Source organism: Promicromonospora sp. NPDC059942, assembly GCF_042731755.1.
Classification (GTDB): Bacteria; Actinomycetota; Actinomycetes; order Actinomycetales; family Cellulomonadaceae; genus Promicromonospora.
Genome location: NZ_JBHWLR010000002.1, coordinates 41,914 through 62,677, shown reverse-complemented (window position 1 = coordinate 62,677; position 20,764 = coordinate 41,914). Strand labels below are relative to the sequence as shown.

Genomic DNA, 20,764 nt, shown 5'->3' with positions numbered 1-20,764 from the left:
GCGCCCGTGCGTGTGCCCCCGGAGGCAGACTGTCACGGCCCGCGCGGGTCGGCGCGGGGAGGGTCGCTCCCCGCGCCGACGCCCGGTCAGTCCTGGAGGGCGGACCGGAGCGTGGCGGACGCCTGGGCGACGGCGGCGCGGGCGGCGTGCGTGTCGTGCAGGGCGTTGAGCATGACGAAGTCGTGGATGACGCCGCCGTACCGGACGCTGGTCACGTCGACGCCGGCCCGGCGGAGCTTGGCGGCGTAGGCCTCGCCCTCGTCGCGCAGCACGTCGGCCTCCGCGGTGATGACCAGGGCCGGCGGCAGCCCGGCGAGCTGCTCCTCGGTGGCGCGCAGCGGGGAGACGGTGATCAGGTCACGCTCCTGCGGGTCGGTCGTGTACTGGTCCCAGAACCAGCGCATGCCCTCCAGCGTGAGGAAGTAGCCGGTGGCGAACTCGCGGTAGGAGGCGGTGTCGAACGCGGCGTCGGTCACCGGGTAGAACAGCACCTGCTGGCGGAAGGTGACGTCGCCGCGCTCCTTGGCGAGCAGGGTGAGGGCGGCGGACATGTTGCCGCCCACGGAGTCGCCGGCCACGGCCAGGCGGCCGCCGTCCAGCCCCTGGTCGGCGCCCTCCTTGGTGACCCACTGCGCGACGGCGTAGGCCTGCTCGACGGCGACGGGGTAGCGCACCTCGGGCGACCGGTCGTACTCGGGGAAGACGACGGCGGCCTGCGCGCCGATCGCGAGGTCGCGCACGAGGCGGTCGTGCGTGTGCGCGTCGCCGAACACCCAGCCGGCGCCGTGCACGTAGAGCACCACCGGGAGCGGGCCCTGGACGCCGGCGGGCCGGACGATCCGGACCGGCACGGTGCCGGTGGGCCCGCCCTCGACGGTGACCCACACGTCGTCGACCTCGGGCTTGAAGATCTCGCTCGACTGCACGTCGTCGACGGCCTTGCGGCCCTCCTCGGGCGCGAGCTGGTACAGGTACGGCGGGTTGTCGGTGGCCTCGGCGAACGCCTGGGCGGCGGGCTCCAGGGACAGGTCGTGGGGGTTGGCGGTCATGGTGGTTCCTTCGTTCCGGGTGTGCTGGGTGTGGCTGGGGTGCGCGGCGGGCCGGGCGGTGCCGGTCAGGCGGTCTGTCCCGCGGCCCGCGCGATGAGGCCGGCGACCTCGGCGGGGTGGGTGAGCATCACGAGGTGCGGCGCGTCGAGCTCGACGCTCTCGCGCACCCCGGCGCGCTCGTAGCCGAAGCGCTCGACGTCGGGGTTGATCGTGTGGTCCGCGGCCGCGACGATCCCCCAGGACGGCTTGGTCCGCCAGGCCGCGACCGGCGCCGGCTCGCCGAAGGCCACCGCGGACAGCGGGCGCTGCGACACGGCGAGCACCGTCGCGACGTCGTCCGGCACCCCGGCGGCGAAGACCGCGGGGAACGCGTCGACGGCCACGGACACGTCGGTGCCCGGCTCGGCGCCGTCGACCGGGTACGGCGTGTAGACCAGGTGGGCCGCGAGGTCGGAGTCGGGGAAGCCGCCCTGCAGCTCGCCCAGGCTCTCGCCCTCCTTGAGCGCGTAGCCGGCCACGAAGACCAGGCCGACGACGTTCTCGGCCGCGCCGGCGACCGTGATCACCGCGCCGCCGTAGGAGTGGCCCGCGAGCAGCACGGGGCCGTCGATCGCCTCGACGACGGACCGCACGTACGCGGCGTCGCCGGTCAGCGAGCGGTTCAGCACGGGCGGGACGACGACCCGGAAGCCCTGGTCGAGCAGCGCGCGCGTGACCGGGGTCCAGCTTCCGGCGTCGGCGAACGCGCCGTGCACCAGCACGATGGTGGGGGTGGATGACATGGGGGTTCCTTTCCGCGGGACGACCGCGGGGACACGGCCGCCACGATGAGACACTTCGATCCAAGGCCGTCACCGGTGACTGCGTCCACGAAGGAAGCACGCAGGAATGGGGAGAGATGACCGAGGCGCTGGGCCCGCTGCTCCGCCGGTTCCGGCACGAGGCCGACCTGACGCTCGAACGGCTCGCCGAGCTCTCCGGGGTGAGCGACCGCACGATCAGCGACATCGAGCGGGGGGCCAGCCTGGGTCCGCAGCGGCGCACCGTGGACCTCGTGGCGGACGGCCTGGGCCTGGCGCCCGCCGACCGCGCGGCGCTGCTCGCGGCCGCCCGGGCGGGCCGGCACCGGCCCCCGGCCGGCGTCGTCGCCCCGCTGCCGCTCCCCCGCGCCGTCGCCGACCTCGTGGGCCGGGACGCCGAGCTGTCCGCGATCGGGGCGCACGTGACGTCGGGCGCCGACGGCGCGCCCTCGCCGCTCGTGGTGCTCTCCGGGCCGGCGGTGCTCGGCAAGACGTCGCTCGCGGTGCGGGCCGCCGGCGACGTCCGCGGCCGCTTCGACGCCGTGCGGTTCCTCGACCTGGGCGGGTTCGGCGGGCGCCCGCTCGACCCGCTCCAGGTGCTGCGCCGCCTGATCCAGTCGTGCGAGCCCGCCGTCCGGTCCGTGCCGCACGACGTGGACGAGGCCGCCGCCCTGTGGCGCTCCCTCCTCGACGACCGCCGGGTCCTGGTGGTCCTCGACGACGCGGCCGGCGAGGAGCGGGTACGCCCGGTGCTGCCCGCCACCGGGCCCTCCGCGGTGATCGTCACCGCCCGCCGTCCGCTGGCCGGGCTGGACGCGTCCCTGCGCGTGGAGCTCGACCGCCTCGCGCACGACGACGCCGTCACGCTCCTGCGCCGCATCATCCCCGCCGCGCAGGCGCCCGAGGCCGACCTGCACCGGCTCGCCGACCTCTGCGACGGCTGCCCGCTGGCCCTGCGCATCGCCGGCAACCGCGTCGCGAGCCACCGCGCCTGGACCGCGGGCCGGCTCGCCGACCGGCTGGCGTCCGAGGACCACCGCCTCGACGGGTTCCGCGCGGGCGACCTCGAGCTGCGCAAGGCCTTCGCGATGTCCTACGACCAGCTCTCCGACGCCGCGCGGACGCTGTTCCGGCGCCTCGGCGTCCTGACGGGACCCACGTTCACCGCGGAGCTCGGCGCCGTCCTGGCCGGGTCCGGCCGGCACACCGCCGTCGACCTGCTCGACGAGCTCGTGGACCTCGGCCTGCTGGAGGCCGCCACCCACGACCGCTACCACCTGCACGACCTGCTGCGGATCTTCGCCCGCGACCGGCTCCGGCAGGACGAGGGCGCGAACGCGCAGCCCGCGCACGCGGAACGCCTGCGGCACTGGATCCTGACGACCACCGTCGATGCCGGCCTCTGGTTCGAGCCCGCCCGCGGGCACGGCCCGGACCGGCCCGGGCTGGCCGACCTGTCCACCCGCGCGGCCGCGAGCTCCTGGCTGCACGACGAGGCGGACCACTGGTTCCACGCGCTGCGCGCCGCCGCGGCCGACAAGGACGACGCCCTGGTGGTGCGGGTGGCCGAGTCCCTGCACTGGTTCTCCGACCTGTGGGTGCAGTGGGGCCAGTGGCACCAGGTCTACGACCTGGCCGTCCAGGCGGCGGAGCGCCTCGCCGACGACGACCTGCTGGCCACGCAGCTCGGGTACCTGAGCTGGGCCGAGCTCTGCACGCGGGACGACCCGGCCCGCGGCCTGGAGCACGCGCACCGCGCCCGCGACGTCGCGCGGTGCGCGGGCAACCGCGCCCAGGAGGGCTGGGCCCTGTACTACACGGGATGGTGCGAGCTGCTGCTCGGGCGGCCCGGCGACGTCGTGCGCGACGCGCAGGGGGCGCGCCGGTGCTTCGCGGACGCCGACGACGCGGCCGGCCTGCTCCAGACGCACCGCATGCTCGCCGAGGCCTTCACCCAGCTCGGGCGGCGGGCCGACGCCATCGGCGCCGACCGCGCCGCGATCGACCTGCTGGAGCGGCAGCCGGACCGGTTCCCCCGGGACATCGCGCTGACCACCCGGGTCGCCGCGGCGTCCGCGATCGTCAAGAACCTCGTCGAGCTCGGCGACGGCGCCGGGGCGCTCGCGACCGCGGACGCCGCCGCGTCCGCCGTCGACGAGCTCGACGTGCCCGCGCACCGCGCCATGTACCTGCGCGTGCGGGCGCTGGCGCTCGCGGCGACGGGGCGGACGGCCGAGGCGGCCGCCGCACTGGATCGCGTCGTGGAGATCCGCGAGGCGCTGGGCGACCGCCGGCGGGCCGACGCCGCCCGGGCGCAGCTCGCCGGGCTCAGCTGATCCGCACCGCCGCCCGGTACCCGGGCTCCTCCATCCGGGACATGGCGTCGAGGGCGGCGTCGGCCACCGGGAGCAGGTGCGCGTCCACCCAGGTCTCGCCCGCCGTGGTGCCGATCCAGGGGTCCTCCAGCAGCACGGCCCCGGGCACGACCCCGTGGCACAGCACCCAGTGCGGCACGTCGAACCCGAGCATCGCTTGCAGGGAGACGAGGAGCAGCAGGCGCTCGCCGCCTTCCAGGGCGGCCCGAAGGCCGGGCAGTGTCAGGTGGCGGCCGTCGACGGGGAGGCCGGCCGCGGCCGCCTCCTCGCGGGAGACCTCCTGGAGCAGGGCACGCCAGTCCCGGTCGCCCTCGGGGTAGGCGTCCACGAACACAGGCCGGTCGGTGTCGAGGGAGACGGCGACGGCGGAGTCGGGCCAGCGCCGCTGCACGGCCAGCCCCAGCCGCACGGGGTCGCACGACGGGAAGTTGGTGGCCTCCCGCCAGAGCGACAGCTCCAGCCGCCGGTCCAGCTCGTCCGCGCGGAGGGCGCCCCCGTGCGCCTGCGCCATCAGCGCGGCGGACGGCCCGCACGTGAAGTGGGTGGTCTGGCGGTAGTGCGGGGGCTCGTCCGTGCTGTTCGCGTGGCCGGCGCTCTCGTGAACGGCGTCGTCGAGCCAGCGCACGAACCCGGTCGGCGGCTGGTCGCCGTCGGCCCCCGAGGGCGCCCGGAGCGGGGCGAAGCCCGCGGCCGCGGCGTCCGGCCCCGCCGTCCACCCCTCCCACTTGACCTGGACCAGGCCCTCGGCCCGGGCCAGCGCGACGACGGCGCGCGCGGCCGCGACGGCGTCCCCCACCGCGTCCACGATCTTGAGGTACGCGGTGGCCGGGCGGGCGGTCACCAGGGCGGCGCCGGTCCCGTCGTCGAGGACGACGAGGCGCGGGGCGTGCGCCGACCGGTCGGCCGAGCGCCAGCGGTCCAGCACGGCGTCGGGCGCGATGCGCGCGAGGCCCTCGGGCAGCGCCGCCGGGTCGTAGGGGACGACGACGGTACGGGCGTCAGTCACCGGTGAGGGCGTCCGCGAAGGCGTCGACCGCCTGCTGCGTGGAGCGCGGTCCGCCCGCGCCCCAGACCAGCGGGAACTCGTGCGCGCGCCCCTCCTCGACCGCCGGGAGGAAGGTCCAGATGTCGCTCTCGTTCAGCGCGTCCACGTAGCCGGTGGTGTCGCCGTTGGAGAAGAACAGGTTCGCGTCGCCCACCGCGGTGAGCCCCTCGATGTCGGTCTGGGCGAGGCCGTACTCGGCGTTCAGGCCGCCCGTGCCGTGGGAGTCGTTGACGGCCGTGTCCCAGGCCGGGGTGAGCCCCAGCTCCTTGCCGAGCTCGGTGAACAGCGCGCCCTCCGTGTAGGGGCGCAGGCTCAGGTTGCCGCCCTGCAGCCACCCGTCGAAGAACAGGAAGTCGGTGGTGGGCAGGTCAAGGGCGGCCACGTCCTGCTTGCGCTCGGCGAGGTGCGCGTCGAACTCCGCCAGCACCTGCTCGGCCCGCTCGGTGCGGCCGGTGGCCTCGGCGATCAGCGAGAAGACGTCCTTCATGTTGCCCAGCGGGTCGTCCGGGTCGTTCCCGCGGGCGACCAGCACGGGGACGTCCTGGCGCTCGAACTGCGCGATGGCCTCGTCGTCGGCGCTGAAGCCCTCGATGATCACGAGGTCCGGCTCGGCGGCGAACAGGGCGGTGGCGTCGGGCTCCTCGCGGGTGCCGACGTCGGCGACCCCCTCGGGGAGCGGCTCCGCGGAGACCCAGGTCGAGTAGCCCTCGGGGTCGGCGACGGCGACCGGCGTGACGCAGAGCGTGAGGGCGTCCTCGACCTCCTGCCACTCCAGCACGGCGATGCGCTCGGCGGGCCGGTCCAGCTCGACGGTGCGGCCGACGCCGTCCACGAGGGACACCGGCCCGGTCGAGGTCTCGGTCGTGTCGTCGGCGCAGCTCCCCGAGGCCGGGGCCGACGGCTCGGGCGCGGACGCGTCCACCGCGGTGGTCCCGCATCCGCTGACGACGAGCGCCAGCACGAACGCGGCGGCTCCTGCGGCGGAGCTTCTCCTGGGCACGACCATGGGACTTTCCTCTTTCTGCTTGCGGGAGCGGGCCTGGGCATCGCGCCCGGCGCGGCTGTGCCGGCGTGCCCGCTGAGGGGAGCCTAAGTAAGGCTTACCTTCGTCCGCAATGCCGCACACCCGCCAGCAGATCAGCCTTTCCGGCCACCGACGTCGGCGGCGAACGTCCCCGGCGTCGTCCCCATGACCCGCCGGAAGGCGTCGATGAACGTCCCGGGGTGCGCGTAGCCCAGCTCGTCCGACACGTCCTGCACGCTGCCGCCGGCGGCGAGCAGCTCCAGCGACCGGTGCACGCGCACCGCCTGCCGCCACTGCGCGAAGGACAGCCCCGTCGCCGCCCGGAACACGCGCGTGATCGTCCGCTCGCTCGTGCCCGACGACCGGGCCCACTGAGCCAGCGACCGCTCGTCCGCCGGGTCGGCCAGCAGCACGTCGACGATCGCGTCGACCCGGTGGTCGGCGGGCAGCCGCACGGCGAGCTGCCGGTCCGAGGGCTCCAGCACGTCGAAGACCACGGCCTCCGCCCGCGCCCGCGCGTCGGGGTCGAGGTCCCGCCGCGCCAGGTGGACGAGGAGGGCCTGCAGCACCGGCCCCATCGCGACGGCGGTGGGGCCGGCCAGCACGGGTGGGGTGCGTTCGGGCGCGAAGAACGCGTCGTACAGCTCGACCCCCGCCGTCAGCCGGCCGGCATGCTCCACCCCCGCCGGCACCCACAGGCCGAACCCCTCCGAGACGGTGAACACCTGGCCGGCCAGCCGGGCGGTCAGCGTGCCCTGCCGCACCCAGACGAGCTCGTGCGCGGGGTGGACGTGCGGCTCCCACTCCGTGGCGACGTCGACCACGTGCGCCTCGGCGACGATCGTGAACGCGACGGGAGTGTCCGCGGGGACGGGGAAGGTCCGGCCCACCGAGGCCGTGGGGTCGCGCTGCCAGGAGCCCCGCGCGTCGTCGGGACGGGTGGAGGCTGCCATGCGACGGAGTCTAGGGAGCGCGGCCGGGAGCACGCCCGGGCGTGTGCCCACGGCCGGCCGTGCGGAGGGCGCTTGACCCTACCCTCAGGGGAGGGTCGACGGTGTGAACCAGGAGGTGAGACCCCCATGACCTACACGATCACCCACGTCTCCCGACTGTCGGGAGTGACGCTCAAGACGCTGTACCACTACGACCGGATCGGGCTCCTCGTCCCCGAGCGGGACGAGCGCAACGACTACCGGTCCTACTCGGACGACGACCTGGAGCGACTCCAGCAGATCCTGTTCTTCCGGGAGCTGGACATGCCGTTGGACGGGATCGCGGAGGCCCTGTCGGGTCGCGTCTCCCGGCTCGAGTGCCTGCTGGACCAGCGCGCCATGCTCCGGTCACGTGGAGCACGGCTCGCCCAGGTGCTGGCGACGCTCGAGCAGGCCATCGCACACGAGAGAAAGGGACAACCCATGGCTGCCGACAGCATGTTCACCGGCCTGGACCAGGCCGGCTGGCAGGACGCCCTCGACGAGCAGAACGCCCACCTGCGGGACACCTACGGCGTGGAGCTCGACACGGCCGGGCTCGACGCCGACCGGATGAACGCGGCCGCCGCCGAGGCCACCGCGTTCATGACGACCATGGCCGACGCGCTGCGCGCGGGGCTGCGCACCGACGACCCCACGGTGGTGGGCGCGATCGAGCGGCACCTCGCGGCGCTGAGCGCGACGCACCCGACGGACCCGGACGGCTTCGCCGGCCAGGCACACTTCTTCGTCACGGACGACTTCCACCGGCAGATGCTCGAAAAGCAGCAGACGGGGTTGGCGTACTACCTGCTGCACGCGGCGGAGGCGTTCCGGGACGCGGCGTGAGGCGGGGGGCGGACCTGGTGCCGGGCTGGTGCCGGGCCTGGTGCTGGGCCTGGTGCTGGCGTCGGGCGGCGGACCGGGGTTCGGGCGCCGGGCGTAGGACCGGGATCCGAGCGCCCGGCGTACGACCGCGGTCCACGCGCCCGGCGTACGACCTGATCCCAGCGCCCGGCGATGGAGGCGGACTTGGTGCCGGTGCCAGGAGTAGGGGACCGACCTGGTGCCGGTGCCAGCCGGTGCCAGTGCCGGGAGTAAAGGACCGACCTGGTGCCGGTGTGCCAGCCGGTGCCGGTGCTGGCACCCGCGCCCGCCTGAGCCTGCGCCTACGCCGGAGCCGGTCTCACTGCCAACTGACGAGGAGACGGAGCCGTGCTCGTGCTCCGTGCTCCGTGCTCCGTGCTCCGTGCTCCGTGCTCCGTGCTCCGGACCCACTGTCAGTGCCAGCCGGTGTTGGTCTCGGTGTTGGTCTCGGTGTTGGTCTCGGTGTTGGTCTCGGTGTTGGTCTCGGTGTTGGTCTCGGTGTTGGTCTCGGTGTCTGAGCCTTAGCTGGTGCCGGTTTCAGTGCCGCCGGAGACGGAGACGGAGCTGTACTCCGTACTTCGGACTCACTGCCGGCGCCAGCACCAGTGCCTGAGCCGGACTCCGGATCAGTCCTCCTCGCTCAGAACGGTGGCACCCCCGACCCGGACGACTCGCTGGCATCGGCCGCCGGCGCGGCCGTGACGTAGGCGCGGGGCAACCGGCGCCCGGTGAGGGCACGCAGCGTCAAGTCCTGGCTGGTGCCCGGGTCTACCTGGTCCAGGTCGACCCGGGTGTCCAGGACCGTGGGCGGCCGGGCGTGCGTGCTGCCCGCGGGCGTGGTCCAGGTGGTGATCCCGGTGTCCGGGTCACGTTCGACGCCCCAGCCGGCATGGGTCTTGAGCAGGTGGTGCCGCCGGCAGAGCGCGTGCAGGTTCCACGCGTTCGTCTGTCCGGGTCCGCCCTTGGCCGCAGCCCCGGACCGCTCTCTCCATTCGTGGTCGAAGGGTTCGATGTGGTCGAGGTCGCACGTCGTCGCCGGGGTGTCGCACCCGACGAACGTGCAGGTCCCATCCCTGGCCTCCACCGCTGCGCGAAGCACCTTGCCCGGCGTGTACGCCCGGGACGAGTAGTCGACCAGCACTCCCGTCACCGGGTCAGTCACCAGTCGCTGCCAGGTCGCGTCCTGGGCGATCAGCCGGGCGGTCTCCGCGGGGATCGGCCCGAACCCATCGAGTTCACCCAGGGCGTTGTCCAGGCCGAGGAGCGTGCTCGCCGGGACCGTCACCCGGACAACCGGCCGGGTCGGCGTCACCCGCACGACGGTCTCCTGCACCACCGGCGCCCGGCCACCGCACGGACAGACCGTTCCGTCGTCGGGGTTCGTGTCCGTGCTGCCCTCAGCCTGAGCAGGCGCCACGAAGCGGTCCCCTGGCAGCATCCGGCCCGTCACGATGCCGGTCAGGCAGTCCGCACGGAGCTGACCCAGGGTGCGCTCCTCACCGGCGGTGTACCGCAGCTGATGCGCCATGTCGTCCACCACACCCCACACCGCCGCCGCATCGACCGCGGGCAGGTACGCCGACAGCCAGCCCATGTCGTTCTCCGCCCGGTCCAACTGCACGTTACGGTGCTCGGCCGCGACCCTCGCGCTCTCCTCCGAACCATGCAAGGACTTGGCGAACGCCAGCAGCTTGTTCCGCAACCACCGCCACGTCCGGTACGGGGCCTGCGGCAGGTACCGGGTGATCGCCTCAGCCCGCTCGGCCACCGTCAGGTCGGCCGCCGACCGCAGCAGCGTGTGCGCCTTACGCACGTCGATCCGACCCCGGACCAGCGCCGCGATCACCGTTGGGTGTTCGGCACCCGACTCGGCGCGCACCACCACCTCCGACCCCTCGGCCTGAGTGATCACCAGCTCGGCCGTCACCTGCCCGACCAGCGAGTTGTGGGCCAAGGGGCTGGTCTCCCGCGCGGCCCGCTCCCCCACGACGAGCGCCTGCACGCCCGCAGCCCACGACTGCAACCGACCACACGCGGCCATCAGCTCCCCCAGCAGATCGTCGGACAACGCGGCGAACGGGGCCGACCCCGCCTCAGCGACAACGTGTCCGTCGGCAGCAGGCGCGGCGTCCGCGGCGCCGCGCGACGCAACACCCGCGGTACTGCGCGACGCAACACCCGCGGTACTGCGCGACGCAACACCCGCAACGCCGCGCGACGCGGCACCCGCAACGCCGCGCGACGCAACACCCGCAACGCCGCGCGACCCGACACCCGCAGTGCTGCGCGACGCAACACCCGCAGCGCCGCGCGACGCGGCAACCGCGGTGCTGCGCGTCGCGGCATCCAGCCCCGTGCACTCCGCGACGACCCTCGCCAGTTCGGCGCCCGGCTCGCGGGCCAGCGCCTGCCGCAGCACCTCGACCGGCCACAGCGCCACGGGACCGTGGGACAACGCCTCGTCGGGCGCCATGTCGAACCAGTCCGGACCCACAGGGACGTCCGGAGCGAACCGAGGTTCACGTTCGCCGAACAGGGCGTCACCCTCGGCGAACAAAGCTGCGAGCCACGCGTCGTCCGGCATCTTGCCGTCCGCAGGATCGTCGGCGAGCACGCCAGGCGCCGTGGTCACGACGCCATCGACCTGCCACGCCGCAGGGCAGCTCCGCGCAACCTTCTCACCGGGCCGGCGAGCGACCGCAGTCCCACGTGCCCGCTCCCCGGCGTCCACCGACTCCCGGTCCATACCGTCACCCCCTCCCACAACAAACCGGCACCAGCACTACCATTCAACCCAACGCTTGTACGACTCTATGTCGAGCCACTGACACCCGCTCGTTGTTCTGCCCGCCGCGTAAAACCAGGGCCGTCGATGAGCCCGACGTCGTCATGACCATGCCCCCACAGCGACGGCCCGCGCTGCTGCCGGCCGACCACGGCTCGACGGGCGGCCAACCACAGCTCGACGAGACCAGGTCGGCACCTTCGTCACCTCGCCGCGGTGGGACAGATCGATTGCGGCGAAGCCGTCCGGGCCCAGGAGGGCGTCGCGGCTGCGGCGGGGGTGCGCGCAGCGCCACGATGAAGTACGGCCAGCGGGGGGCCAGACATGTCGAAGCCCCTTGTGGTTGCATCACCATCACCATCACCATCGCGCGACCACGTCACCAGCCGGCGAACACCCTCACCCGCGCTCACCGGGCGCAGCCCCCAGGAGGCCCCATGGAAGCCCGCCCGCAGATCGTGTGCCTGTGCGGCTCGACCCGGTTCGCCCAGGAGTTCCGCGCGTTGAACCGTAGCCTCACCCTCGCCGGGGCAATCGTCGTCGCACCCGCTGAGTTCGGGCACCCCGGCGACCAGATCACCGACGAACAAAAGACAGCGCTCGGCGCCCTGCACCTCGCGAAGATCGACCTCGCCGACCGCGTCCTGGTGGTCAACCCGGGCGGCTACATCGGGGAGTCCACGCGCCGCGAGATCAGTTACGCGCACCAGACGGGCAAGCCGGTGGAGTACACCGACGCGCCCGGCTCCGCCGTGACCCCGTGACCACCGCTCACCCCGTGACCACACCTCACCCCCCGGCGGGATGCCGCCACCGCCACACCAGCTTCCGCAGCTCGTCGAACCACAGCACCGACGACGCCATCCCCACCGCCACCGCCCAGTGCGCCAGGTCCAGACCGGCGGTGCCGAACGCCACCTGGAGGAACGGCACCTCCACGACGGCCACCTGGAGCAGCGCTCCGAGCACGATCGCGCCCCAGAGCCAGCGGTTCACGAACATCCGGTGGAACGCGCTCGTCGTCTCGGAGCGAGAGTTGAGCACGTTGACGAGCTGGGTGAGGACGAGGGTGGTGAACCCGGCGGTGCGGGCCACCGTGAGGTCGTCGCTCCCCTCGACCAGGCCGCCGGGCAGGAAGATGTCGATGGTCAGCAGCGTGGCCACGCCCATGACGAGCCCGATGCTCAGCACACCGGTCCACATGCGTCCGTCGATGATCCGCTCGTTCGGACCGCGCGGCGGCCGGGTCATCACGTCGTCGGTCTCCGGGTCCACACCCATGGCGAGCGCCGGCCCGGAGTCGGTGACGAGGTTGATCCACAGGATCTGGGTGGCCAGCAGCGGCACGACGACGGCCTCGCCCCCGGCGGCCCCCTCCAGGCCGACCACCCCGGCCAGCACCACGCCGAGCAGCACCGTGCACACCTCGCCCATGTTCGAGGAGAGCAGGTAGCGCAGGAACTTCTTGATGTTGTCGAAGATGATCCGGCCCTGGCGCACCGCCGCGACGATCGTGGCGAAGTTGTCGTCGCCGAGGATCATCTTGGCCGACTCCTTGGTCACCTCCGTCCCCGTGATACCCATGGCCACGCCGATGTCGGCGGTCTTCAGCGCCGGGGCGTCGTTCACCCCGTCACCGGTCATCGCCACCACGTGCCCGTCGGCCTGGAGTGCGTCGACGATCTGCAGCTTGTTCTGCGGGGCCACGCGCGCGTAGACCGAGACGCCGCGAGTGGTCTCGCGCAGCCCGGCGGCGTCCAGGGCGTCCAGCTCGGTGCCGGTGACGGCGCGGGCGCCGGGCTCCACGATGCCCAGGTCGCTCGCGATCCGGGTGGCCGTGACGGGGTGGTCGCCGGTGATCATCATGACGCGGACGCCGGCCCGGCGGGCCTCGGCCACCGCGGCGGCGACCTCGGGCCGGGGCGGGTCGATGATGCCGACCACGCCCAGGTAGACCAGGTCGGACTCGTGCTCCTCCAGCCCCTCGGGCCCTGTGTCCTCGGGGACCCGCCGGTAGGCGACGCCGAGCGTGCGGTACGCCTGCCGGGAGAGGCGCTCGACGTCGGCGAGCGCCTGGGCCCGCCGGTCGTCGTCGAGCAGGACCGTCTCGTCGCCGACCTGGATGTCGGTGCAGCGCGGCAGGAGCACGTCGGGCGCGCCCTTGGTGACGAGCGCCCAGGCGCCGTCGCCGGGCGGGTCCACGAGCGCGGACATGAGCTTGCGCTCGGACGTGAACGGCACCTCGCCGCGCCGCTCGAACCCGGCGACGCGGTCCACGGTGCCGGCGAGCTTGTGCGCGGCCACGAGGAAGGCGGCCTCGGTGGGGTCGCCCTGGACGGTCCACTCGCCGTCGGACTCGAGGAGCTGTGCGTCGTTGGCCAGGGAGCCGCCGCCGAGCACCATGACGGCCTCGCGGGTGAGCCGCTCGTCGGTCAGGGGCAGGGCCCCGCCGTCGCCGTCGGGCACGCTCGCCTCCCCCTCCGGCCGGTAGCCGACGCCGGTCAGCGTGACCTCGCCCGACGCCGTGACCACCCGCTGGATCGTCATCTCGTTCTTGGTCAGGGTGCCGGTCTTGTCCGACGCGATGACGGACGCCGAGCCGAGCGTCTCGGCGGAGTGCAGCTTCTTGACGACGGCGTTGCGCCGCGCCATGGCCTGCACCCCGACGGCGAGAACCACCGACAGGATGGCGGGCAGGCCCTCGGGCACGGCGGCGACGGCGAGCGAGACGCCGAGCAGCAGCACGGTCACGAGGTCGGCCGGGGTGCTCACGTCGTTGACGACGGCCGCCAGGACCATCACGACCACAGCGATGCCGATCACCGTGAGCCCGAGCACCCGGCTGACGTGCGCGATCTCGCGCTGCAGCGGGGTGACCTCCTCCTCGGTCGAGTCGAGCAGCCGGGCGATGTCGCCCATCTGGGTGCTCATGCCGGTGGCCACCACGACGGCGCGCCCCACGCCCTGGGCCACGGCGGTGCCCTTGAACACCATGTCGAACCGGTCGCCCAGCGGCGCCGGGGCCGCGAGCGCCGCGGCGTCCTTGAGCACCGCCTCGCTCTCGCCCGTCAGGGAGGACTCCTGGACGCGCAGGGCGGTCGCGCTCAGCAGGCGGGCGTCCGCGCCGACGGCGTCCCCCTCGGCCAGGACGAGCACGTCGCCGCGCACCAGCTCGGCCGACCGCACGGTGACCCGGCGCCCGTCGCGCAGGACCGTGGACATGGCCTCGGTCATGGTTCGCAGGGCTGCGACGGCGTTCTCGGCCTTGCTCTCCTGGACGAGGCCGAGCACCGCGTTGAGCACCACGATGGCCGCGATGACGACGGCGTCGACGGGCACGCCGTGCGCGTCCTCGACCCACCAGACGGCGAGCGAGATGGCCACCGCGACGAGCAGCAGCGCCACGAGCGGGTCCTGGAACTGGTCCAGCACCTTGCGCCACAGCGGCACGGGCGGCCGGGAGCGCAGCTCGTTGGGGCCGTCGGCGGCCAGGCGGCGGGCGGCCTCGGCCGCGGTCAGCCCGGTGGCGGGGTCGACGCCGAGGTCGGCGGCGACGTCGTGGGCCTCCCGGACCGACGGGTCCGGGGCGGGCATCGGGACGGACGGCGGCGGGACGCGCTGCTGCGAGGTGGCCACAGTCGATCATGCCTCGACGGCGTCCCGTGCGCGCGGCTCAGCAGGACCGATCAGCAGGACCGATCAGCACGGCGGCTCGTACGCGAGGTCGGGCAGCACCCGCGCCCACTGCTGCCGGGTGATGGTGTGCCCGGTCCCGGAGCAGAGGCGCTCCAGGGCCGCGTCGGCGTCGAGGCCCCAGAGGTCGACGGCGCCGTGGTCGGTCCGCACGGCGAGCACGTCCTCGCCCACGAACCCGACCAGGTCCTGGGTCGTGTCCCCGACGGAGATGCTGAGGTCGAGGGTCGGGGTGTCCTCCGCCAGCCGGTAGACGCGCAGGGTCCGGTCGCGGCCGAGCGTGGCCAGCCGCCCGCCGCCCGCGCTGACTGCCAGGTCGTTGACGTCGCCCGAGTCGGTGATCGTGGACCGGGCCAGGAACTTGTCGCCGACCACCCGCCAGGTGCGCACGCTGCTGTCCCGGGCGACGCTCGCCAGCAGGCCGTCGCCGGTCACGGCGAGCCCGGCGACCTGGTAGGTGTGGCTCTGGTCCACGGCGACCTGCACCGGCGTCCGGTACGCGGTCAGGTCCCAGAGCTCGATGGTCGACGAGAGCGTGCCCGCGACGGCCAGGACCGGCCGGCCCGGCAGGAACACGAGCGACGACCCGGCCGTCGGCACCTCGGCGACGGGCTGGGGGCCGTCCGGGGCGGTCGGGTCGTAGAGGGCGACCGGGCCGTCGAACCGCGCGACGGCGAGCAGGTCGCCGTCGGACCGGAAGGCCAGGTCCGTGGGGACGCCGGACGGCCACGTGGCGACGTGCCGGGGGTGTGCGCGGTCGGTGAGGTCGAAGACGTCGAGCGCGCCCTCGCTCGCGATCACCAGGGTGTTCCCGTCCGGGCCGAGCCGGGCCAGTACCTCGCCGAAGAAGGTGTCGGCGTCGGGTCCGGCGGCGATGTCCACGGGTGTGCGGGCGAGGGACTCCGGGCGCAGCGGGTCGGTCAGGTCGGCGACATAGAGGTCCCCGTCCACCAGGCCGGCCATGGTGCGGCCGTCCGCGCTGACGTCGAGGTCCGCGCGGGCGGCCGGGACCGACGCCCGCGCGCGCTGCTCCAGCGGGTCGGCCAGGTTCCAGAGGCGGACCGTCCCGTCCTCGGCGGCGACGTCCGTCCCGGCGTCCGACCCCGGCGTCGCGACCGCCAGCGCGCCCGCCCCGGGCGCGAGGGCGACGGCCTTCGCGTTCATGGCGTCCCAGGCCGGCAGGCGGAGCTCCACGAGCAGCGCCGGCTCGCCCGCGACGTCCCACACCCGGGCGTACCCGCCCTCGCCGACGACGGCGACCCGCCCGCGGTCGCCGTAGGCGAGGACCGAGACGTAGCCCTCGTAGTCCAGCGGGAGCGGCAGCGGGGTGGGGTCGCGCAGGTCGCCGGACGGCGCGATCTCCCAGCGCACCAGCGTGCCGTCCGTCTCGGCGACCAGGTGCCGTCCGTCCGGGGCGACGTCGAACGTGCGCACCTGGGCTGCCGCCTCCCCTGCCCGCTCGACCGCCGCGCGGTCGGTGACGTCCCAGACGGCCGCCGTGGCGTCCGGGCCGAGGCTGCACCCGACCGCGAGCAGGTCGCCCGAGCCGGCGAAGCCGACCTGGTGCGCCCCTTCCTCCGCGGTACACGGCCGCCAGGTCGCCACGGGACCGGCCGGTATGCCGGCGCCGGCCCCGTCCGTCCCGTCCGCCCCGCCCGCCCCACCGAACTCCCACAGCCGCACCGTCCCGTCGTCGAACGCGGCGGCCAGCGTGCGGCCGTCCGGGGCGACGTCGAACGCGTCCCCGCGCGACGGCGCCGCGAGCCGGGCCCGCTCGGCCGGCGCGCGCGGGTCGGTCACGTCGGTCACCACGATCTCGTCGCCGTGCCCCAGGACCAGCAGCCCGGGCGTGACGAAGCGCGCGGCCGGGATGCCGTCGTGGCTCTCCATCGACCAGTCCGACAGGACCTCCAGGCTCTGCGCGTCGTACAACCACACGTGCGCGACGATCTCCGGGTACAGCGGCGTCTCGGCCTGCCCCGAGCGGGCGACGACGAGCAGCGAACCGTCGTCGGAGTACGCGAGGGCGCTGGCCTGGGTGGTGAGCTCCCGGGGGATCTCGTCGCCGGAGACCGCCGCCGACCGCGCCTGCGGCGTGGGCGCGAGCCGGTAGGCCGCGGCGAGGAGCTGGCGGGCCAGGCCGGGCTGGGTGTCCCGCACGGCGCTCGCCTCGGCGACGAGGGAGCCGGCGAGGGCCTTGTCGCGCTGCTCGAGGGCGCTCGTCCGTTCCGTGGCCGCCCAGGCCGCGGCCAGCACGGCGAGCAGCGCGACCACGGAGAGCCCCGCCCACATGGCCCGGCGGAAGCCCTGGGCCCTGCGGTGCTGGGCCACGTCCTCGCCCAGCAGGTCGTCCTTGGCCCGGCCGTGCAGCGGGGCCGCGAGGGTCGCGACCGCGTCCAGGAAGACCGAGTCGCGCAGGCTCAGCCGCCCGGGCGGCACCTCCAGGTCGACCCACTGGGGCTCCTCGGCGAACCAGCCGCGCAGCGCCCGGGGCAGCGCGGTGGTCCGGTCCCAGTCGAAGTCGCCCGCGGCGTCGTCCCAGACGATCTCGCCGCCGGTGCGCACGATCAGGACCGGACGCCGCGGCCCGGTGCGCCAGTGCTCGATCTCGCGCCCGACCCACCGGGACGCGGCCGCCCCGGGCGACGCCACGAGGATCAGGAACCGTGAGGTGTCCAGCGCCTGCCGGATCGTGCTCCACAGGCCGTCAGCCGGGTCCAGTGCCCGCCGGTCGCAGAACACACGCAGCGCCCGCAGCCGGTTCCACGGCCGCGCGAACAGGTGCAGCCCGTCCCGCAGGGCCGGCCCGACCGCGCCGTCCGCGTCGTGGCTGTAGGAGACGAACGCGTCGTAGCCGGCGTCAGGCACGCCCCCAATATACGGATATGCCCCATTGACGCGCCCGGCGACTCACCGCGGGTCCGCGGGGACCAGCACCTCACCCATGTCCCCCTCGCGCCACTGCGCCAGCACCCGGTGGAAGGCGACCGGCCCCGGGCTGTACGACGTCGGCGCGCCGCCCTTCCGCGTGCCCTCGCCGTTGTAGTACCCGGGCGTGCACTCGGCGAGGAACGCCGAGTTGTCCTGCCCCTCGCCCGCCTCGGCGATGGTGGCGGCCCAGGCGTCCTGCGCCTCGACGGTGGGCTCCACGTACCGTGCCCCGGTCTTGGCGGCGCGGGCGACGACGGCGGCGATGTGCCCGGCCTGCTCCTGCAGGATGTGCACGAAGTTCACCGAGTTGGCGTTCTGCGCCGCGCCCAGGTGGAACAGGTTGGGGAACCCGTGGGTGTAGAAGCCGTGCAGCGTGCGCGGGCCGCGCGCCCAGGCGCCCAGCAGCGGGGCGCCGCCGCGCCCGTGGACCGGCAGCGTGCCCGAGACCACGCCCGAGACGCCGACCTCGAAGCCGGTGGCGAAGATGACGCAGTCCACCTCGTACTCGTCGTCGCCCACCACCACGCCGGTCTCGGTCATCCGGGTCACGCCGCCGTGGTCCGCGGTGTCCACGAGCGTCACGTTCGGCCGGTTGAACGACTGCAGGTACTGGTCGCTGAAGCCCGGCCGCTTGCACATGTACCGGTACCAGGGCTTGAGCGCCTCGGCGGTGGCCGGGTCGGTGACCACCTCGTCGACCCGCGCCCGGATCTGGTTCATCTTGACGAAGTCGGCCAGCTCGTCGAGCCGCTCGCGCTCGGCCGGGTCCAGGGTCGTGTCGACGGCGCCCGTGATCATCTGGCGCTGCAGCCGCGCGGTGCCGGTCCAGCCGTCCCCCGTCAGGTCCTCCGCGACGTCCTCCCCCGCCAGGATCGCCAGGAAGTTCTCCATCCGCTCGCGCTGCCAGCCCGGCTTCAGGCCGGCCGCCCACTCCGGGTCGGTGGGCCGGTTGTCGCGCACGTCCACCGACGACGGCGTCCGCTGCAGCACGTACAGGTGCGCCGCGTCCCGGGCGACGTGCGGGATGGCCTGCAGGCCCGTGGCCCCGGTGCCGATCACGGCGACGCGCTTGTCGGCGAGGCCGGTCAGGCCGCCGTCCGCCGTGCCGCCCGTGTACCCGTAGTCCCAGCGGCTGGTGTGGAACGTGTGGCCGCGGAAGTCCTCGATGCCCGGGATGCCGGGCAGCTTGGCCTGCGAGAGCGTCCCGGAGGAGACGACGACGTGCCGGGCCCGGAAGGCGTCACCGCGGTCGGAGCGCACGAGCCACTCGTCGGCGGCGTCGTCCCAGCGCAGCTCCGTCACGCGCGTGTGGAAGGCGGCGTCCCGGTACAGGCCGTAGTGCTCGGCGATCCGCACGGCGTGCTGCCGGATCTCCTCGCCGGGTGCGTACCGCCACCTCGGCACGTACCCCGTCTCCTCCAGCAGCGGCAGGTACACGTACGACTCGATGTCGCAGTGGATGCCCGGGTAGCGGTTCCAGTACCAGGTGCCGCCGAAGTCGCCCGCCTCGTCCATCATCCGCAGCGACTCGACGCCGGCCTCGCGCAGCCGGGCGCCGGTGAGCAGGCCGCCGAACCCGCCGCCCACCACCAGCACCTCGACCCGGTCGGTCAGCGGCTCGCGCTCGACCCGCTCGGTGTACGGGTCCTTGGCGTAGTAGCCGAACTCCCCCGCGGCGCGCCGGTACTGCGCCGTGCCGTCCGGCCGGACGCGCCGGTCCCGCTCGTGGCGGTACTTCTCCCGCAGGGCGTCCGGGTCGAACCCGAGGGCGGCAGTTGCGGCATCGGTCGTGGCTTCGCTGGTATCGGTGCTGGTCAGATCGGGCAAGGCAGGGCCTCTCGTCAGCGGTTCGGCGGGTGTCCCCCGCCGACCACATGAAAACGTACATCTATGTACGTTTTCAACCCCTCCTCCTGTGGCGTCCCGCACGGACCGGGCCGTTACCCTCGGCCCATGGCGGTAGAACCCACGCGTCGCGACGCCGCGCGCAACCGCGACCTGCTCGTGGCGGCGGCCCGCCGGGTGTTCGCCGAGCGCGGCCCGGACGTGCCGCTGGAGGAGATCGCGGCCGAGGCCGGCGTCAGCCGCACCACGCTGCACCGCCACTTCGAGAACCGGAAGGCACTCGCCTCGGCGGTGCTGGAGCACAACGTCACCGACATCGAGGCCAGGGCGGCCGCCCTGGCCGACGCCGACGACGGCGCCGAGCGGCTCTTCCACTTCCTGCTCGACGTGCAGTTCGAGTCCCCGTGGCTCGCTCGCGTCGTCGCGGACGGCCGGATGCCCGGCACCGCCGACTTGGCCGCGCGGACGGCGGCCGCGCTGGGCCCGCTGCTGGACCGGGCCCGGTCCCGCGGCCGGGTGCACCCCGGCGTCGGCACCGGGGACGTGCTGCTCACGCTGCCCATGGTGATGGCGGTGCAGGCCGCGGCTGCCGCGGCCCTGGACGGCGCCGAGGCGCCGGCCCGTCTGGGCACGACGCGGGCGATCCTGCACCGGGGCCTGTTCACGACGGAGCCGCCGACGGCGGGGTGACGGTCACCCGTCCGTCGACGAGGAGGCGGGCGGGGACGCGCGCGGGAACCAGCCGTGCACCACGCTGCGCCACGCGTCGTGGAAGGACCGCCCGATGCGCCACTCGTGCCAGGTCAGCGCCAGGATCAGGGCGTCGAGCAGCACCAGCGCCACGACGCCGACGCCGGGGCTCAGCACCAGCTGGACGAGCTGCACGGCCAGGAGCACGCTGAGTGCTCCCACGGCCCACGGGTACACCCGGCGAGACCCCGCCAGCAGCGCGGCGACGATCGCCACCTTGACCACGCCGTGCAGCAGCAGGAACAGCCCGCCCGCGAGGGCGGCGCCGTGGTCCAGCCCGGCCGCCTCGTTCAGCAGCAGGTGCGCCACGAGGTCGTGCGGGTCCTCCCGCAGCTCCTCCGCGACGGCGGCCCGGGTCAGCGCGAGGATCCGGTCCTGGTGCAGCACCAGCAGCGCGGTCCCGGCCGCCAGCTCGACCAGGCCGTCCAGGCCCTTGACCAGCACGCCCAGCACGAAGGCCGTCTCGACCAGCAGGCGACGCCGCACGGGTTCCATGGCTCACCACTCTGGTACCCGGGCGCGCGCATGACCAACGGGCCGGGGGGAGAAGGAGGGGGGGGGAGGGGCAGTCCGTAGAGCGCGGCGGGTCCGGGACTACGCATGCGAGGGGAGGAGCGGGACAGGGTACC

General features: G+C 74.3%; 14 protein-coding genes. 4 read left to right on the top strand and 10 right to left on the bottom strand.

Translation table 11 applies throughout. The annotated features are described in order from the left end of the window. Window positions 1-86: 86 nt before the first annotated feature. Window positions 87-1,049, bottom strand: a complete 963-nt coding sequence (locus tag ACFV9Q_RS02850; protein ID WP_377233051.1) for an alpha/beta hydrolase — start codon at window positions 1,047-1,049, stop codon at window positions 87-89. Window positions 1,050-1,114: 65 nt separating this feature from the next. Next, a complete protein-coding gene (locus tag ACFV9Q_RS02845; RefSeq protein WP_377233050.1) occupies window positions 1,115-1,831 on the bottom strand; it encodes an alpha/beta fold hydrolase in 717 nt (238 codons plus the stop codon). Window positions 1,832-1,947: 116 nt separating this feature from the next. Here ACFV9Q_RS02845 and ACFV9Q_RS02840 point away from each other — a divergent pair, with 116 nt between their 5' ends. Continuing rightward, window positions 1,948-4,185, top strand: coding sequence for an ATP-binding protein (locus tag ACFV9Q_RS02840; RefSeq protein ID WP_377233049.1), 2,238 nt, complete (start codon window positions 1,948-1,950; stop codon window positions 4,183-4,185). Here the strand turns inward: ACFV9Q_RS02840 and ACFV9Q_RS02835 are convergent. The 3 genes from ACFV9Q_RS02835 to ACFV9Q_RS02825 all read right to left on the bottom strand — a co-directional run bounded on the left by ACFV9Q_RS02835 (window position 4,178) and on the right by ACFV9Q_RS02825 (window position 7,246). Next, a complete protein-coding gene (locus tag ACFV9Q_RS02835) occupies window positions 4,178-5,230 on the bottom strand; it encodes a peptidase C39 family protein (protein ID WP_377233048.1) in 1,053 nt (350 codons plus the stop codon). The genes ACFV9Q_RS02840 and ACFV9Q_RS02835 overlap by 8 nt on opposite strands. Then, the gene (locus ACFV9Q_RS02830) at window positions 5,223-6,275 is read right to left on the bottom strand and encodes an ABC transporter substrate-binding protein (RefSeq protein ID WP_377233047.1); all 1,053 of its coding nucleotides are present in this window, start codon (window positions 6,273-6,275) and stop codon (window positions 5,223-5,225) included. Before ACFV9Q_RS02830 ends, ACFV9Q_RS02835 begins: the two co-directional genes overlap by 8 nt. Before the next feature lie 131 nt (window positions 6,276-6,406). Then, entirely contained in the window at window positions 6,407-7,246 is an 840-nt protein-coding gene (locus ACFV9Q_RS02825) for a helix-turn-helix domain-containing protein (RefSeq protein WP_377233046.1), read from the bottom strand. Between the two features lie 126 nt (window positions 7,247-7,372). Between ACFV9Q_RS02825 and ACFV9Q_RS02820 the strand changes: the two genes are divergently transcribed. Beyond that, complete coding sequence (locus ACFV9Q_RS02820) at window positions 7,373-8,113, top strand: MerR family transcriptional regulator (RefSeq protein ID WP_377233045.1); 741 nt, start codon at window positions 7,373-7,375, stop codon at window positions 8,111-8,113. A 658-nt stretch (window positions 8,114-8,771) separates the two neighbouring features. Here ACFV9Q_RS02820 and ACFV9Q_RS02815 read toward each other — a convergent pair. Further along, window positions 8,772-10,745, bottom strand: coding sequence for an HNH endonuclease (locus ACFV9Q_RS02815; RefSeq protein WP_377233044.1), 1,974 nt, complete (start codon window positions 10,743-10,745; stop codon window positions 8,772-8,774). Window positions 10,746-11,353: 608 nt separating this feature from the next. Here ACFV9Q_RS02815 and ACFV9Q_RS02810 point away from each other — a divergent pair. Then, entirely contained in the window at window positions 11,354-11,680 is a 327-nt protein-coding gene (locus ACFV9Q_RS02810) for a hypothetical protein (protein ID WP_377233043.1), read from the top strand. Window positions 11,681-11,705: 25 nt separating this feature from the next. Here ACFV9Q_RS02810 and ACFV9Q_RS02805 read toward each other — a convergent pair whose 3' ends face one another. The 3 genes from ACFV9Q_RS02805 to ACFV9Q_RS02795 all read right to left on the bottom strand — a co-directional run bounded on the left by ACFV9Q_RS02805 (window position 11,706) and on the right by ACFV9Q_RS02795 (window position 19,367). Further along, the gene (locus ACFV9Q_RS02805; RefSeq protein ID WP_377233042.1) at window positions 11,706-14,552 is read right to left on the bottom strand and encodes a cation-translocating P-type ATPase; all 2,847 of its coding nucleotides are present in this window, start codon (window positions 14,550-14,552) and stop codon (window positions 11,706-11,708) included. 63 nt (window positions 14,553-14,615) lie between these two features. Then, the gene (locus ACFV9Q_RS02800; RefSeq protein WP_377233041.1) at window positions 14,616-17,477 is read right to left on the bottom strand and encodes a hypothetical protein; all 2,862 of its coding nucleotides are present in this window, start codon (window positions 17,475-17,477) and stop codon (window positions 14,616-14,618) included. A 42-nt stretch (window positions 17,478-17,519) separates the two neighbouring features. Beyond that, on the bottom strand, window positions 17,520-19,367 hold the full coding sequence (locus tag ACFV9Q_RS02795) for a flavin-containing monooxygenase (RefSeq protein ID WP_377233040.1): 1,848 nt from the start codon (window positions 19,365-19,367) through the stop codon (window positions 17,520-17,522). A 126-nt stretch (window positions 19,368-19,493) separates the two neighbouring features. Here ACFV9Q_RS02795 and ACFV9Q_RS02790 point away from each other — a divergent pair, with 126 nt between their 5' ends. Further along, window positions 19,494-20,075 carry a TetR/AcrR family transcriptional regulator gene (locus ACFV9Q_RS02790; RefSeq protein WP_377233039.1) on the top strand — a complete coding sequence of 194 codons (582 nt, stop codon included), beginning with the start codon at window positions 19,494-19,496 and terminating at the stop codon, window positions 20,073-20,075. A 3-nt stretch (window positions 20,076-20,078) separates the two neighbouring features. Here the strand turns inward: ACFV9Q_RS02790 and ACFV9Q_RS02785 are convergent, their stop codons facing one another. Next, window positions 20,079-20,630, bottom strand: a complete 552-nt coding sequence (locus ACFV9Q_RS02785) for a DUF2127 domain-containing protein (RefSeq protein WP_377233038.1) — start codon at window positions 20,628-20,630, stop codon at window positions 20,079-20,081. Between the last annotated feature and the right edge of the window lie 134 nt (window positions 20,631-20,764).